Source organism: candidate division KSB1 bacterium (genome assembly GCA_022566355.1).
Taxonomy (GTDB): domain Bacteria; phylum Zhuqueibacterota; class JdFR-76; order JdFR-76; family DREG01; genus JADFJB01.
Map to the genome: position 1 here is coordinate 1 of JADFJB010000103.1, position 17,066 is coordinate 17,066.

The 17,066-nt window shown below is 41.3% G+C and carries 13 protein-coding genes; 12 read left to right on the plus strand and 1 reads right to left on the minus strand.

Features of this window, described 5'->3' with window-relative positions; genetic code table 11:
- The first annotated feature begins 229 nt into the window (after positions 1–229).
- From IIC38_15620 to IIC38_15660, 9 genes are all read left to right on the plus strand, one after another.
- Positions 230–1,306 carry a Gfo/Idh/MocA family oxidoreductase gene (locus IIC38_15620; GenBank protein ID MCH8127365.1) on the plus strand — a complete coding sequence of 359 codons (1,077 nt, stop codon included), beginning with the start codon at positions 230–232 and terminating at the stop codon, positions 1,304–1,306.
- 268 nt (positions 1,307–1,574) lie between these two features.
- Positions 1,575–2,816 carry a nucleoside permease gene (locus IIC38_15625; protein MCH8127366.1) on the plus strand — a complete coding sequence of 414 codons (1,242 nt, stop codon included), beginning with the start codon at positions 1,575–1,577 and terminating at the stop codon, positions 2,814–2,816.
- Between the two features lie 11 nt (positions 2,817–2,827).
- Entirely contained in the window at positions 2,828–4,099 is a 1,272-nt protein-coding gene (locus IIC38_15630; protein ID MCH8127367.1) for a Gfo/Idh/MocA family oxidoreductase, read from the plus strand.
- A 41-nt stretch (positions 4,100–4,140) separates the two neighbouring features.
- Positions 4,141–7,512, plus strand: a complete 3,372-nt coding sequence (locus IIC38_15635) for a DUF1080 domain-containing protein (GenBank protein MCH8127368.1) — start codon at positions 4,141–4,143, stop codon at positions 7,510–7,512.
- 232 nt (positions 7,513–7,744) lie between these two features.
- Positions 7,745–7,996, plus strand: a complete 252-nt coding sequence (locus tag IIC38_15640) for a hypothetical protein (GenBank protein ID MCH8127369.1) — start codon at positions 7,745–7,747, stop codon at positions 7,994–7,996.
- 538 nt (positions 7,997–8,534) lie between these two features.
- Positions 8,535–8,840, plus strand: a complete 306-nt coding sequence (locus tag IIC38_15645; protein ID MCH8127370.1) for a DUF4258 domain-containing protein — start codon at positions 8,535–8,537, stop codon at positions 8,838–8,840.
- Between the two features lie 6 nt (positions 8,841–8,846).
- Positions 8,847–9,083, plus strand: a complete 237-nt coding sequence (locus tag IIC38_15650; GenBank protein MCH8127371.1) for a type II toxin-antitoxin system MqsA family antitoxin — start codon at positions 8,847–8,849, stop codon at positions 9,081–9,083.
- Between the two features lie 126 nt (positions 9,084–9,209).
- Positions 9,210–10,595, plus strand: a complete 1,386-nt coding sequence (locus IIC38_15655) for a Gfo/Idh/MocA family oxidoreductase (GenBank protein MCH8127372.1) — start codon at positions 9,210–9,212, stop codon at positions 10,593–10,595.
- A gap of 64 nt (positions 10,596–10,659) precedes the next feature.
- Positions 10,660–11,583 carry an FAD:protein FMN transferase gene (locus IIC38_15660; protein MCH8127373.1) on the plus strand — a complete coding sequence of 308 codons (924 nt, stop codon included), beginning with the start codon at positions 10,660–10,662 and terminating at the stop codon, positions 11,581–11,583.
- An 841-nt stretch (positions 11,584–12,424) separates the two neighbouring features.
- Here IIC38_15660 and IIC38_15665 read toward each other — a convergent pair.
- Positions 12,425–13,189, minus strand: a complete 765-nt coding sequence (locus IIC38_15665) for an endonuclease/exonuclease/phosphatase family protein (GenBank protein ID MCH8127374.1) — start codon at positions 13,187–13,189, stop codon at positions 12,425–12,427.
- A 309-nt stretch (positions 13,190–13,498) separates the two neighbouring features.
- Here IIC38_15665 and IIC38_15670 point away from each other — a divergent pair, with 309 nt between their 5' ends.
- From IIC38_15670 to IIC38_15680, 3 genes are all read left to right on the plus strand, one after another.
- Positions 13,499–14,890, plus strand: a complete 1,392-nt coding sequence (locus IIC38_15670) for a glycosyltransferase family 39 protein (GenBank protein MCH8127375.1) — start codon at positions 13,499–13,501, stop codon at positions 14,888–14,890.
- A 407-nt stretch (positions 14,891–15,297) separates the two neighbouring features.
- Positions 15,298–16,347 (plus strand): class I fructose-bisphosphate aldolase, encoded by a 1,050-nt coding sequence (locus IIC38_15675; protein MCH8127376.1) that lies wholly within the window; start codon positions 15,298–15,300, stop codon positions 16,345–16,347.
- 96 nt (positions 16,348–16,443) lie between these two features.
- Positions 16,444–17,055 (plus strand): ASCH domain-containing protein, encoded by a 612-nt coding sequence (locus IIC38_15680; GenBank protein ID MCH8127377.1) that lies wholly within the window; start codon positions 16,444–16,446, stop codon positions 17,053–17,055.
- Positions 17,056–17,066: the final 11 nt, after the last annotated feature.

The window sequence follows — 17,066 nt, forward strand, 5'->3', positions numbered from 1 at the left end:
ATGATTGAATGCAACCATCTGCTCACCTATTTTCCTCTATTGTCCAAAAAGCAAATTATTGATTGTGGTTTACAAAATTATAACTACCTTAAACTTTTTAGGCACTTAAACCTGAAGTTTGATAGTTTTAATCTTAAGAAAAATATGCAAACTTATCAGCCTTCAACTCCACTCAGGCCGCTGAATTTATCCATGGTGAGTGGAGTCGAACCATGAGCGTACTAAACTTATGAACTCTCACCTCATCAAAATCCTGGTTTTAGGCTGCGGCAACATGGGCTCATCACACGCGAGAGCTTATAAAAACCTGGATGGATTCCAGATTGTCGGGCTCATTGCCAGAAGTCCGGATAGACGAAATCCTCTTGCCAAAGAATTAGGTGATATCGCTCAATTCGATAACGTGGATAACGCCATCGAATCTTCCCGGGCAAATGCAATCGCAATCTGCACTTATCCTGACAGTCATCATGAATTTGCGATCAAATGTCTCAATGCCGGTTTACATGTTTTCATCGAAAAGCCAATTGCCGAGACAGTTGAGCAGGCGAGGGAAGTGACAACCCTTGCCGAGCAAAAAGGCAAAAAAGTAGTGGTTGGTTATATTTTACGCCATCATCCGGCCTGGATTCAGTTTATTGAACTCGCTCAAACTTTAGGCAAACCGCTGGTGATGCGAATGAATCTAAATCAACAAAGTAAAAGTGATGAATGGATTACGCACAAAAAACTAATGCAATCTATGTCACCTATTGTCGATTGCGGGGTGCACTATGTGGATGTCATGTGCCAAATGACCCGCAGTAAGCCAATACAAGTTCAGGCAATCGGCGCTCGTTTAACCGACGAAATCGATACGGAAATGTACAACTACGGCCAATTGCAAGTGATTTTTGAAGATAAATCCGTAGGTTGGTATGAAGCCGGTTGGGGTCCGATGATGAGCGAAACAGCCTATTTCGTCAAAGATGTGATTGGACCAAAAGGATGTGTCAGCATCGTTGAACCTCAGGATGATCGTGAAAATTCTTCTGAGATAGATTCCCATACCAAAGTTTCTGCTTTGAAAAAACATTCTGCTGTATTAAATTACAAGGGTGAATTTGAACAAAAGGATATTCTTATCGATGTCAGCGACGAACCGGACCACCAGGAGTTGTGTAACCGGGAACAATCTTTTTTTCTCAAGGCAATTCGGGGAAATGTAGATTTAACGGATCACTTAAATGATGCAATAAATAGTTTGCGAATTGTTCTGGCAGCAGATGAATCAATTCGAACCGGACAGGTTGTTAAATTAATGTGAGAATGAAACAAAGTAGACAGAGGAACAAAGGCACAAAGTAACAGAGGCACAAAGCAAAAAAGTGACGAAGGAGCAAAGGCATAAAGAATAATAGCCCAGGAATTTATTCCTGGGTGAACGAAACAAAAAAAATGTAAAGTCCCGAAGGGACGGATGAAAAAACGAGGAACAAAAGTAAAAATCAAAAATAATCATCAACTACCTGTCATTGCGAGGAGTCCCGATCTGTCGGGATGACGAAGCAATCTTATACATTATAGCGAAGGAGATGCCATTGAAAGGCAAAATTTACGCACAACTTAGCGTTATGATGTTTCTGCAATTCTTTATCTGGGGTGCATGGTTTGTTACACTGGGGACATACCTTACGACAATTGGTTTCTCCGGCAGCCAGATTGGCTACACTTATTTGATGAACAATATCGGCGCAATACTTTCGCCTTTTTTTATTGGCATGATCGCCGATAGATACTTTTCTTCCGAAAAAGTTTTGGGCATCTTGCATCTTTTGGGTGGTCTGGTTATCTATTTTGCGTCTGGTATTACAGATATGTGGCCACTGATTATGGGACTCTTTCTCTATAATTTGTGCTATATGCCAACTCTTGCACTGGTTAATGCTGTCTCTTTTAATCAAATGGAAAAACCGGATGCACAATTTCCGAAAGTTCGGGTTTGGGGCACTATTGGTTGGATCGTCGCCGGTTTGGTCATCACATTTATTCAATTCAATTTCAATAAAGAAGTAGAAGCAAGTTCGGTTCCTCTGAAAATGGCCGCAATCGCTTCAATTCTAATGGGCTTATATTCTTTCACTTTGCCAAACACGCCTCCTAAAAATGTCGGTAAGGATGTAAGTATAGGAGATATCCTTGGAGTGAAAGCTCTTCGATTACTCAAAGACCGCTCCTTTTTAATCTTTGCCATGTGTTCGTTGTTGATCTCCATACCGCTGGCTTTTTATTACAATTTCACAAATATGTTCCTCAACGATTTAGGCATGGAAGGCGTTGCGGGCAAACAGACCATGGGTCAGATGTCGGAAGTGATTTTTATGATTTTGATGCCCTGGTTTTTCATTCGTCTCGGAATCAAAAAAATGCTCCTGATTGGTATGGCTGCCTGGGTGGTTCGCTATGCGTTTTTTGCCTGGGGTGATCTCGGCGGTCTTGTTTGGATGCTTTATTTGGGTATTGTTCTGCATGGTATCTGTTATGATTTTTTCTTTGTAACAGGCCAGATTTACGTTGATAAGAAGGCTGATAAGGAAATCCGTGCCAGCGCACAAGGATTTATCGCGTTGCTTACCTATGGGGTTGGACTTGGAATCGGTTCAGTACTCTCCGGAAAAATTGTCGACCTGTTTACCACAGATGGAGCCAAAGATTGGACATCAATTTGGTGGATGCCCTGTATTTTTGCTGCATTTGTGACGGTTCTGTTTTACTTGCTTTTTAAAGAGAACAATCAGTCTGCGACTGAAACCAGTGCTGAAACACAAGTTGCATAAGGTGCACATTCATGTTAGAAAATCCATTGTTTAGTCGTCGAAAATTTATTAAAACATCGCTTGCGACCGCAGCCGCATTTACTATTGTTCCGCGCCATGTTCTCGGGGGCCCCGGTTTTATAGCACCCAGCGATCAATTGACAAAAGCGATTATTGGAGTAGGAGGGATGGGATCAGCCCATATAAACTATCCTTACTTCAAGCTGTTAGCCGTGTGCGATGTCGATGAAAATCACTTAAAATCTGCTTTGGTACGTGCAGGTAAAGATGTAACCGGCTATAAAGATTTTCGTGAAGTTTTGGAACGCCCGGATATTGATGTCATCACTATTGCAACACCGCCGCACTGGCATGCATTGATGTCCATTGCCGCTGCACAGGCAGGCAAAGATATTTGGTGTGAAAAACCGATGACCCGGACAATCGGAGAGGGCAGGAAAGTCATCGAAGCGGTGCAAAAAAATGGCAGGATTTTTCGTATCAATACCTGGTTCCGGTTCCGCAGTAATTATTATGGTTTCGGCACTCCGGTAAAACCCATCAAAAAATTGGTTGATAGTGGTATGTTGGGTTGGCCGTTAAAAATAACAGTGAGTGCAAATACCGGCTTCGCCTGGAAATTTTTCTGGAGTGGGAAAACTCATATGCAACCCGAATGGACGCCGCAGGAATTGGATTACGACAACTGGTTAGGACCGGCGCCCTATAAGCCCTATAATCCTCATAGGGTGCACCAAACTTTTCGGGGATATTGGGATTATGACGGCGGCGGACTGGGAGATATGGGTCAGCATTATTTGGATCCGGTTCAATACATTTTAGGGAAGGATGATACCAGTCCTGTCGAAATCGAAGCGGATGCACCCCAGGCACATCCGGATGCGGTGGGATCGTGGCGTCTAATCTGGATGAAATACGCCGATGGTTGTGAGATTATACTGGATGGGGAAGCCAAAGAAGAAAATACCCCGTTTATCGAAGGCCCTAATGGAAAACTATACAAAGACTTTAAGTCGGACATTCCTAAATTGAAAGAAAAATTAGCGGCCTTTCCGGATCCTGAACCGCAATTAACAGACTTTTACCAGGCGGTACAAAATCGACAAAAATTTACTCTAAATGAAGAAAATGCCCATCGCTCTGCTACCTTGATTAATTTAGGTAAAATTGCCGTTCGCCTGGGGCGAAAGCTCTATTTTGACCCGGTGAAACAAGAGTTTATAAACGATGATCTAGCGAACCGGCTCATCAATCAACCTATGCGAGCGCCTTGGGTGCTATAAAGATTTTTTGACTGGATTGACAGGATGAACAAGATAAAGATATGAGAATAATTTTACGCGGATTCACAATTATATTTTTTAGTTTAATTTTATACAGCTGTACGGCGAACAGGAGTGAATTAACTTCAACTTCCGCTACAAAAGGATTCACAATTGAAAAACTGATATCTCGTTTACCTGCCCGCGATGATTTTGAAAGAGAGTATCTCTTTGGTTCTATTATCAGATTTGGCTCCGCTGGAATTCAGCAGATTTGCCTAAAACTAGATACAGAAGACGATACCCAGGCTCAATTAGCTTTGAATGGATTGGCCACTTATGTAACTCGTCCAAATGCAGAAAACGAAAGAAAACTCTTCACTAAAGGAATTGGGGTTGCATTAAAGTCAAGCTCAAATTTCAATATCAGCGCCTTCCTCATTCGGCAATTGCAGTTTGCCGGTGGCGATGAATCAGTCGAATTATTAGCAAAATATTTGACCGATAATAGACTTTGTGAACCGGCAACCCGGGCGCTTCTAAGTATAGGCACACCCAAGGCTGAAAAGGGTTTCATCAAAACATTATCAAAAATCAACGCTTCAAATCGCATAACCATCATAAAAGCATTGGGTGAATTTCGCAGTCAAAGCGCTGTAAGCCAAATTCGCGAATATGCAAACAGCAATAATCGAGATCTAAAAATGGCGAGTTTGTATGCCCTCGCAAATATCGGCGATTCTGCTTCTAAAGATATTCTTGATAAAAATTTGAGCGAATCATCTGGTTTTGAAAAAGCGAAAATCAATTCCTTATTCCTCTTGTTTGCGCAAAGATTGGCAGAAAATGGTCATAAAGATATGAGCGTCGAAATTTGTCGACAATTGATGCAAAGAGAAAATACTGAAACGAATATTCAAACTGCCGCTTTGGGCACATTAGTCGATGTTCTGGGTGAAGCTGCTCAACCAGATTTATTGTCAGCAGTAGATAGTAATCAGAAAGCATTACAAATAGGGGCAATCGATCTTGCCAACAAAATTAAGGGCCCAAATCAAACTGCACAATGGGTGGAAATAATCGATCAAGTGAGGCCTGATATTAGCGCAAGAATTTTGCAAATGTTGGGAGAACGCGGTGACATTTCTGCTTTGCCGTCTATCCAAAAAGCCATGAGAAGTGACAATCAAATCATTCAAATAGCAGCCATTCAATCTGCGGTAAAGTTAGGCGGGTCAAGTGCGATCCCTGGTCTTTTGAATACTTTTAAGCGCTCTCAAGATTCTGAAATCATCCAAACGATCCAGGATCAGTTACTGTATCTTCCTGGAACCGAAATCGTTCGACTGGCAGTTGAAACACTGCCAGGATCTACACCAAAAGTAAAAATTGCCATTCTTGAGTTCCTGGCGGCGCGAAATGCCAGAAATTACTCCGAATTGGTTTTTCGACAAATCAGCCAAAGTGAACCTGAAGTTCAAATTGCTGCGATCAAAGCACTGGAAAGCTTAGCTAGTGCGCAAGACTTGCCGAGGTTGATAGATGTATTACTCACTTCAGAAAACAATGTGCTGCAATCAACGTTGCAAAAAACCATTGCAGCGCTGGTTAAAAAAAGCCCCGATTCTCAAGAGCAGCAATCATATCTTCTAACTAAACTCGAAGGCGCTTCTGCTGATCAGAAGAAACACCTGTTGCCGGTGATCGGAAGGATTGGTGGAGAATCGGCAGTCAGCGTAGTTGCTGGAGAAACACAAAATATGGATCCTGGCATCAAGGATGCAGCCATCCGAGCCCTGGCTGATTGGCCGGATGAAAGTGCCATCGATCCATTATTTAAAATTGCGAGTTCAGAAGATAGCTTGACTTATCATGTTCTGGCGTTGCGAGCATGTGCCCGAATTGCCGGCGTCTCTGATTTGTCTGCAGAAAAGAAAATCGATATTTATAACAAAATTCTTGCAACTGCAAAACGTCCGGATGAAAAGAAACTGGCTTTGGCTGGTTTAGCAGAAATCAAACAAACAGAATCTCTGCGAACATTAACGTCTTACCTTGCCAATAACGATTTAAGTCTGGAAGCGTCATTGGCAGCTATTAATGTTTCTTCGGAATATCATCCGGAAAACGGTGAATTAGGCGGTTCTGAAATTGCCATGGCGTTTATCGAAGAAATGGTAGAACCGGACATTCATTTTCAATTAAAGAAAATCATTGAGCAGGACAATCTGAATCGACCTCCGAAAGGATTTACTTCCTTGTTTAATGGCATCGATTTAAGTGGTTGGAAAGGCCTGGTTGAAAATCCAGTCAAACGGGCAAAAATGAGTAGAGAAGAATTGGCCCGGACACAAGTAAAAGCAGACAGCATCATGAATGTCCACTGGCGCGTGGAAGATGGAATTCTGCTTTTCGATGGCGAGGGCTTTAATCACCTGTGCACCAGGAAAGATTATGGCGATTTCGAAATGCTGGTCGACTGGAAAATCGAAAAGAATGGTGACAGCGGCTTGTATTTGCGTGGATCGCCGCAAGTGCAGATCTGGGATCCGGAACAATGGCAAGTAGGTTCCGGTGGATTATACAACAACCAAAAAGGCCCCAGTAAGCCATCCGTAATAGCGGATATGCCGATTGGAGAGTGGAATACATTTCGTATAAAAATGATCGGTGACCGGGTCACCATTCACCTCAATGATCTTCTGGTTGTTGACAATGTCGTCTTGGAAAATTACTGGGAACGGGATAAACCGATTTATGCCACAGGACAAATTGAACTGCAGACGCATGACAGTCCGGTATATTTCAGGAATATCTATATCCGCGAAATTCCTCGGCAAGAACCGTTATTCGAAGGCGACCTTTTCAATGGCAAAGATCTAAGCGGATGGCAGCCGATTGGCAGTCCGGAGGGAAGTTGGCAAGTAGAAGATGGTGTCCTGTTTACCGATGGCAAGGGCGGAGGTTGGCTTTCTACCACTCAAGAATTTGCCAACTTCAAATTGGAATTGGAATTTCGTGTTCCAGATGGCGGCAACAGCGGTGTATTCCTGCGAGCGCCTCACGAAGGCGATCCTGCTTATACTGGCATGGAAGTCCAGGTGTTGGATGACTATGCCGAAAAATATGCGAAGCTAAGGCCCTGGCAATATACTGGCAGCGTTTATGCGGTTCAGGCGCCTTCTTCCCGAGCCAGTAAAAAAGCCAACGAATGGCAAAAAATGATCATTATTTGTAATGGCCCAAAAGTGACCGTCGTCCTGAATGACATTGAAATCATCAACACAAATTTGATCGATCATTTGGAAAAGGCACGAACCAATCCTGGGATAAAGAGGCGAAAGGGTTACATTGGGTTACAAAACCATAGCACGAAGATTGAATATCGAAATATTAGATTGCAGGAGTTGGAGTTAGTCACTTCAGATAATTAACTTGGATAATTCATGAATTGCAGTTTTAAGCTTAAAAATTCCTAATTGTCTAATGGGAAGGATCTATTTCCGAATGTTAAAAAATGCTGAATATTAAGTTAAAGGTTAAACCAAGGACTATAATTGGCCAAAACTTAATAACCCATAATGAGTAAAACAACCACGACAAATCCATAAACCTTCAAACCAAGCCAATATTGTCATGACATAAAATTTATTAAGGAGGTGAGCAATGAATAAAATTGATCTGAAAAAATATGATATAAAAATGATTCAAATGGGCATCAATTTTTGTATTTCCGCTTGTGTAGAATCTATGTTACGCTACCTTGCAAAACACATTCCTTATGCTCGCTTTCCTTTTGTTAACGTTTCTCTGGTTCAAGAGTATATCATGGGTTTAATGGTTATGAATACTTCCGACCACTTACCGTCGTTTGGCGCCATAAGAGATCACGTGGCTTGCAAATGCTGCAGATTTTGATATAGAAGTATTTTATCCTGACACATTCGATGATTGGCTTATAAATATCAAAAAAGAAATTGATGATAATTGTCCCATCGCCATTGTAACAAAACTTTCCTTCGGAGTTCATGCTCGTACTGTTCTTGGCTATGATGATGTTTCAAAAGAACTTATACTTTACAATCCTGGTATGACAATGACTCAGAAGTTTCCGTTACAAAAGGGAGATCAATATTGTATAGTATCTGGAGTTGAGAAATTTTCCTATGAAACAGCTCAGGAAGATTTTGAAGGTACAAAATAGTGCAAAGGATCAACTTACTATCCGTCCTAAAAGAGAATTGCACTTATAAGGGCATCTGAACTAATACCCGCTTAAGGCCATATACCGTCTCACCAAAGGGTAAGAATTTTCAGTTTGCGATTATGAATAATCGTAATCGTTTATGGTTAAACCAAAGGCCAATCCTCCTTATTATATAGCACCATGTTTACCTTGATGGTTTAAGGAAAAAGCTTTACATTAGAAAAAGTCAATCTTAGAATAGAATTACTAATGCCGAGAAAAATCAGTGAAATACAGCAAATAATACAAAAACATGAATATCGCTTTTCAGATCATGCAGTTAAGAGAATGATTCAAAGATCAATCGCGCGACACGAAGTTGAGGAAGCTGTTTTGACAGGTGAAATTATTGAGGACTATCCTGAGGACAAATATTCGCCAAGTTGTCTCATTTATGGCCAAACAGAAGCAGGAAGGGATTTACATATTCAGGCTTCTTTTCCTCCGAAGGTTATTGTAATTACTTTGTATGAACCAGATCCGGAAAAATGGATCGATTGCCGAATTAGGAGGTAATTTTTAATGAAATGTACTTTTTGTAGAGGAAAAGTCGAATCTCGAAAAGTAACCTTTGTTTATGATTATGACAATGATTACTTTTTAATCGAGAACGTACCTGCTGAAGTATGTGTACAATGTGGAGAGAAGACTTATTCTCCGGAAGTTACAGATGATTTAATTCATATTTCCCGAAAAACACTTAAACCTGCCAGGACAGTACAAGTGCCCGTGTTCGAATATACCAGTCAAGCCGTTTAGTGTTCTGCTTGCTTGGGCCGAAAATTGAAGCTCAGTTTTGGAAAAATAACGACCAACTGGCGGATCAAAAATGACATTTTTCTAGTTTGGTAAATGTAACACATCGCAAAATCTTTGGAGCACACTATGAGTAAACAAAACCCCGACAACTCAACACAAGCCAAAAACATCAACCGCCGTGGTTTTATCCGCTACTCAGCGGCAGCCGGCGCTGGATTACTTCTTTCTTCTGTACTATCCAAAGCCGCCGCCAAACAACCACACCCGATCAATACCGCGATTATCGGGGTCGGTCGGCAAGGCAAAATTTTACTCGATCTTCTCATTAAAATTCCAAATGTAAAAATGAAAGCGATTTGCGATATCTGGAAATATTCACAATTGATCGGTGAGAGGAGGTGCAAAAGCTACAATCACATCGTAACGGTTTATGAAGACTACAAAGAAATGCTGGCGAAAGAGAAAGAACTTGAAGCTGTTGTGATTGCCACACCGGATTTTGTTCATCATGAAATGACCAACGCCTGCCTGCGGGCAGACTTGCATGTCTACTGTGAGAAGGAGATGTCCAACGATATCGAAAAAGCCCGCAGTATGGTGCAAACTGCAAAACAGACAGGTAAATTATTGCAGATTGGCCATCAACGGCGCAGCAATCCGTATTATATCCATGCTCATCGGTTGATGCACAAGGACCGGGTTTTCGGCGATATCAATTCTATCAATGGCCAGTGGAATCAGCAAAAGCAGATAAGACCGTTTCCGCCGCGCCTGGCGAGCAAATATCCTATTGCTCCGGCTTTATTAAAAAAGTGGGGATTTACTTCGATGTCGGATTTTTATTACTGGCGCTGGTTTAATAAATTTGCCGGCGGCCCCATGGCCGATTTAGGCTCGCACCAGGTCGATATCTTCAATTGGTTTCTTGAAGCGCCGCCCGCCAGCGTATATGCGATCGGTGGCCTCGGTTATGCCCTTACCGAAGCCAAAGCAAACAATGTCGGTTTTACACCGGAATGTCTTGATCATACACTCGCTTTGTACGAATGGAAAACCAAACAAGGCACGGTGAGGGGTTATTACCAGGTAAACCTGACCACAAGTTACAATGGCTTTTATGAAGTTTTTATGGGCAAGAAAGGCTCTATGGTGATCTCCGAGATCCTGTCCAAACATGCCATGTTCAAAGAACGAAGCGCCGCTACCCTGGAATGGGAAGACGAGGCGGAAAAGCTTGAAATTGGCGGCGAGCAAGCCATGCTCTTCGATCCTTTGAAATCACGAAAAGCAAAAGGCAAAATGGACAAAGAGGGTTTAAAGATCGAACAAGATTTAGATAAACCTGCACATCAACCACACCTGGAAAATTTCTTTGCTGCCATTCGTGACGGTGTTCCGCTCAACTGTCCTGCAGAAGTCGGTTTCGAGACCTGTGTTTCTGTGTTAAAGACTAATGAGTCAGCTGTTACTGGGAAGAAGATTACATTCAATAGCCAAGATTTTGTTGCTTAGATAGGTTAATCCTAAACCTCTCAGGTTTTAGAAACCTGAGAGGTTTTTAGAATCGATTCTTCCTTTGTTAAATCCAACCAAATTCTCCCACAAAGCCATGGCGACGGTATTCGAGATACTGCTCTTCGAAAATTCCGTCGACGCCGAACTTGTCAGCAATGCAATATTCGAGGAAATCGACCGCATCGAACAAGAGCTGAGTTATTTCATTCCTTCGAGTGATATTTTCAGATTTAATCGATTGCAGGCCGGCCTGCCGTTACGACTGGGCGTGTCGGCATTTGATTGCATCACGCTTGCAAAAGAAGTCTATACTCAAACCAATGGCGCTTTCGATCCTACCGCAGGAGCATTAATCGCGGGGCGCAGACCCTGGGATGAACAGGAAGAAAATCCCATAGGGGGTATAGTTCCCCCTGAGAGTGAGGAGATGGCCCAAGTCGGAATGGATGCGATTGCTATTGATACTGAATCTCATAGCGCCACAAAACTGGCCGATGGCGTTACAATCGATCTGGGCGGCATCGGGAAAGGCTATGCACTCGACCAGGCCAAAACCATTTTGGAAGATTGGGGAATTGAGACAGCGCTCATCCATGCAGGTCAGAGTACTTCTCTGCCATTGGGAGCGCCACCGGATCAAAAAGGATGGCCTATGCGCATCCTGGATCCACGCAATGAAAAAGATGAGCTGGCCAGGTTCGAATTGCAAAATATGGTAATCAGTGCATCTGCTTCAATTAACGATTCTCATATTCTCGATCCATTTACAGGCGCTCCTGTTGAGAAACGATTGGGTGCGTGGGCCATCGCTGCAACGGGTGCAACGGCAGATGCGCTTTCGACTGCTTTTATGGTGATGGACTCAGAAAATATTCGGCGCTATTGCGAAGAACATTCTGATGTTTGGGCTTTCCTGGTAGAAATTGAAAACAGGATAAAATATTTTGGTGATTGGAAAAGATTTTCATTAGAATTGGTTTTTTAGTGGGCTTATAATCTTATCTGAACCAGGTTAATTTGAATAATATCAATTCTTTGAGATATGTGTTTATTTTCAATAATTTGGTATGATGGTTTGGGATAGTCTAGAAAAAATTTACTGTCAGTAATGCTGAGAATTGAATTTGAGCGTTTTTCACCGGGTTGTATCCTACTGTTGCTCCAAGCGATGGGAAACCTACAAGAAGGACAAATGCCAGAAATTCACCAGTGTCTTGTCATACCTGCAGATGAGCTGTGTCTCAATCCCGGAGGGAAGTCATGTTTATAGCCAATTGGGTTCAAAAAAACCCTTGACTTGCCATATGGCACAAATATAGGGGTGATATTGCATTTTCATTTCAGCACGAAAATCATCCTCTGTGAGAGATGCTGAAAACGAAGTGAGCAATGTCAATTATTAATAAATTATATAGCCAAGGTCATTGCGACTGTAAGGGAAAACCCGGATATTTTCTTTGTTCGGTTACTAAAACATCCTCAATTCGAACCCCGATGTTTTACGTATTTTTCAAACACAGGGTTTACTTTTTTCAATAAAACCGGTGATTTCATTAATTAAAATCCTTCTTTGAAAAATCTGAAATTAGAGAGATACGCGCTACTTGTTTTGCAGTCTCTATATTATAAACTCAAGTTAAATCTCATAAAATGAATTTTTTTTATGTCAAAAGATTCCATGCGTTAACTTGTTTTGTCTGACAAGATTCCTACGAAATGACACCGCTGATAAAGTCATAAATACCATTGAGCCCAATAGCTATTTTTTTTAAGGGGAGATTAGGAGGGGTAGATTTCTAAAACCCAAAAAAAACTAACAGACTTAATCATTTTAATTTTACTTCAAGCAATACCGGTCGATGATCTGAAGCCAAAGGCTCAGTGACTACCTGGATAGATATAATTTCAAATCGGTCTTTTGGCCGAACCATAATATAGTCAATTTCCGTACGGGCAGAGTCTGATGGAAATGTCAGATGATCTGTACCTTTTGCCGGAATCATCCAATGTTGCTTGAGCAAGTTGATTACCTCAGAATCGGGAGTCGAATTAAAATCACCACCTAAAACAACCGGTAAAGGTTCATCTCGAAAGAGGTCAACCACTTTTTGCGCCTGGGCATAGCGTTCTTCTGCCGTTCGATAAAAATGAATTCCGACAAAAACAATTTCTTTTCCATCCACTTCGATTCTGGCGGCTAAAGCGGATCGAGGTTCCGCTCCCGGTGGCAATTCGTAGTTAGTTGATTCTTTAATCGGCAATCGAGACAAGATTGCCATGCCATATTCGCCGCTGTCGTAATCCATGAATTTACCAAAGGCTGAATACATACCGGTTAATTGGCCTAATTCTTTAGCCTGATCCACTTTGTTGGTTCGGTTGGTGCCATTATCCACTTCTTGTAAAAATACAATATCGGGATTAAGTCTATTGATTACACCCGCTGTTCTTTCCAAATTCAATTGCCGATCCATCCCTTCCCCGTGGCGGATGTTGTAGGTGAGTAAACGAAAGGTAGGTTTGCTGCAGGCTTGGAACGAAATTGAGATTGCAAATAATGCAAACAGAAAAATTTTGAAATATCGTATCATCAATAGAGATTCAGGGTAGTATTTAGCTATCTATCTAGTTTATTAATTTGAATTTTTACTATACAGTAAAGTAATGGATCAAACTTGTTATAATCACTTATTTCTTCTGTTACTTCAATAACAAAGCTACGAGAAGCAACTTTTTAATTTAGGTGAAGCGCTTAAATCTAAAACCCGGATAGGTTTTTTTCAGAATTATGCGAATGGACCTGGCAGTTTTTAAACGCTGCGAATTAGCATTTTTAGCTTTCTATGGAAAAAACCTTCCAGGTCTTAGTACGTTTAAAAATAATTTTTGCTGAAAACCAAATGAAACCAAAATCTGAAAACAAAGCATGGACAATTTTAACGAAAAAAACGACTCCTATTTGTGTTTTCGTAGTGCTTATTCTTTTTATAGCCTTGTTATTCAGACTTGGGATTTGGGTTGGCTATTTAGGCAAACCGTACACTTTTATCCATCAGGACACAAACTCTTATTGGCAAACCGGGATTGAGTTAATTACAAAAGGCCAATTCCCCGGTTTCTTAAGAACGCCGGTTTACCCCTTCTTTCTGGGTTTTCTAAATCAAATATTCAGTTTGTCTTCCCCGGCCATTGCGCTGGTCCAAATCAGTATTTCGATGATTACATTAGGTTTGATGTTTTACTTCGCTTACCAACTGTTTGGTAAAAGATGTGCCATCATCGCCATGCTTTTTTTTGCATCGGACATTCCAACCTGTATCTCAAACAATCAGCTTATAACCGAAACTGTTTTCACATTTATGTTGATGTGCACAGTGATCGCGATAGTGCGTCTATCAAGAAAAGACGCTAGTATTGTATATTCCTCATGGGTTGGATTGGGTTTTTCACTCCTTTGTCTCTGCCGTCCTATTGCGTTATTTTTATTCATTCCCGTAGCGGCCTGGTATTTTTTTATTCGCCGAAAGAATTCACAACGAGTTTATATTCATGTTCTCAGCTTCCTGGTTTGCTCTCTTCTTTTGCCATCAGCCTGGACTTATCGAAATTATATCCATACGGGACAAATATTCTTCTCAACAATTTCTTCAGCGAGTTTATACGAATATCGTGCAGCCTGGAATTATGCCCGGATTACCAATCGGCCATTTTATACGGTACAAGCTGAATTCCGTCAAAAGAAAGAGAAAGTCCGTAAAGAAGAAAGTCTAAATGAAGGTGAATTGGCACAACGATTCCAGGCTGAAGGAATTCGTATCCTTTTAAAATACCCTCTCTTAACTTTACGGCAAGGTGTTGAAGGTTTTTTCAAAATGTATTTTGGTATATCAAATGCCGGGATTAATGCTCTAATCCCAAAGGCTGAAAACCAGCCTTTGAACTTTGCCGAATCTTTTAATAATCCAGGCAAAAAGGATCTTGGCAAATTATTAAATCAAACTTTCAAAGGACAAAACTTTTGGATTGTTGGAATTAAGGGTTGGACTATTTTGCATCTGCTTTTGCTGTATTCCGGCTTCATTCTTTTAATACCATTTATACGGGATAAACAAAAAAATCATGCAGTGTTTTGGCTTCTTGTGATCATTGTTGGATATTTCACCCTTTTATCAATAGGCGCGGAAACGACTTCCAGATTCCGTGTAGCCATTGTACCCATGTTAAGTATCCTTAGTGGGATTGGATGGGCAACCTTGTTTGAGGGTGAGGTTAAGGTTAAGTTTGAGGCTTAGGTTTGAGAGAAGGACGATTTGTGAGGTGCGGTATCGTTTCCTTGCTAGGTTCGCCAATGATTCGCGTGGCTAGCACGAAAATTGAAATCATGTAGATGACGACAATTATGCCCGGAATGGTTACGAAGCGCTCATTTTACATCACCTCACGCAATTAGTCAGACCCAAACAAATAATTATTTGCCACGATCTCTGCTGTTGTTATTGGTTCAGGATATTATTTACAAACAGCATCCCACCTTAAATCTTAAATTTTAGTTACAATCCCATTCCTACCTTTTTTATTTTACTAAAGCGGAAAAATCCTCTATATTTTACCTTTCTTAGCTTATTATTCCACATAGAATAACCGATCAGTTTATAAGCTTATTTAACAATCGCATAAACCAGATTTCATGGAGGAAACAATGTCAAATCAGATAGTTGAATATCTCAAGGATGAAACGGATTATTTACTCAACCATAAATGTATCGTAAATAAAGATCAGCTACACCTTCCCGGACCTGATTTTATCGATCGGGTTTTTACGCATACGGATCGTCCGACAAAAGTATTGCGTAATTTTCAATCCATCTTTAACCACGGACGATTAGCGGGTACCGGCTATCTTTCTATATTGCCGGTCGACCAGGGTATCGAACACAGCGCCGGCGCTTCCTTTGCACCAAACCCAGCTTATTTCGATCCTGAGAATATTGTCAAATTAGCCATCGAAGGTGGTTGTAATGCGGTCGCTTCAACATTGGGTTCCCTGGGGTCGGTGGCAAGGAAATATGCACATAAAATTCCGTTTATCGTAAAAATAAACCACAATGAATTTCTCTCCTACCCGAATAAGTTCGACCAGATTTTATTTGGCAGTGTCGACCAGGCATTTGAAATGGGCGCTGTTGTAGTGGGTGCAACCATTTACTTCGGATCGGATGAAAGCGCACGCCAGATTGTAGAAGTTTCACAGGCTTTTGAATATGCCCATAGCCTGGGATTGGCTACAATTTTATGGTGCTATCTCCGAAATTCAGCTTTTAAAGTAGATGGCACCGACTATCATCTTGCAGCCGATTTAACCGGTCAGGCCAACCACTTAGGCGTAACCATCGAAGCGGATATTATCAAGCAAAAGCTACCTGAAAACAATGGTGGCTACAATGCGATCAAATTTGGCAAGACTCATAATAAAGTCTATTCAGAATTGTCCTCAGATCATCCTATCGATCTTACGCGCTACCAGGTTGTCAATTGTTATATGGGTCGCATCGGGTTGATCAATTCTGGCGGTGCATCTGGTGATGATGATTTCGGCCAGGCTGTCCGAACTTCTGTAATCAACAAACGCGCCGGTGGTACTGGGTTAATTTCAGGCCGCAAGGCATTTCAAAGACCCATGGCAGATGGCGTTAAGTTGCTGAACCTGATCCAGGATGTTTATCTAAACAAAGAAGTTACCATTGCATAGATTGTTGTAAATTCTTCCGCCATTCAAGGCTGCTCTATTTTGAGCGGCCTTTTTTTATTGATGTGCAATAATCTCTAAGATGGTAACAAATCTTAAATGTTAATCAAAAACCAATTTCATGAAGGCATCCGCAACGGCTCAATTACTGTGACGTTTCGGAATTGGAAAACGTCTCGCGTTAAAGTAGGCCGGCAGTATAGATTCGGACTGAACGATCTTCTCGAAGTGGACTCATTGGACCTCATTGCCGTTTCTTCAATCATTGAGAAGGAGGCTATTAACGCCGGATTTGCCGGCGTCTCTGAATTGGTTGCTTTCCTCAACAAGAATTCAACCGCCAAAGTGACGGATAAGTCAAAAGTTTACCGTATCGGGCTTTTTTATATTAAGGATAAAAAATATTCAATCCCTGCAGAAAATATCGAAAGTACTACTCAATCAATTGAAGAAGTCATAGCAAAGCTACAGAAGATGGATCGACTGAGTAAGCACGGAGCATGGACAAAAAAGGCCCTCACACTCATCCAAAAAAATCCTCGTACTGCGGCATCCCAATTGGCAAAAATTCTGCAACGAGAAACTCAACCCCTAAAAGCCGACATACGGAAGCTCAAGAAGTTGGGACTTACGATACCTTTTGAGACTGGGTATGAACTATCGGCTTTTGGGAAAACTGTGTTGAAAAAATATGAAGAGTACATAAAATAAAAATCGAAATT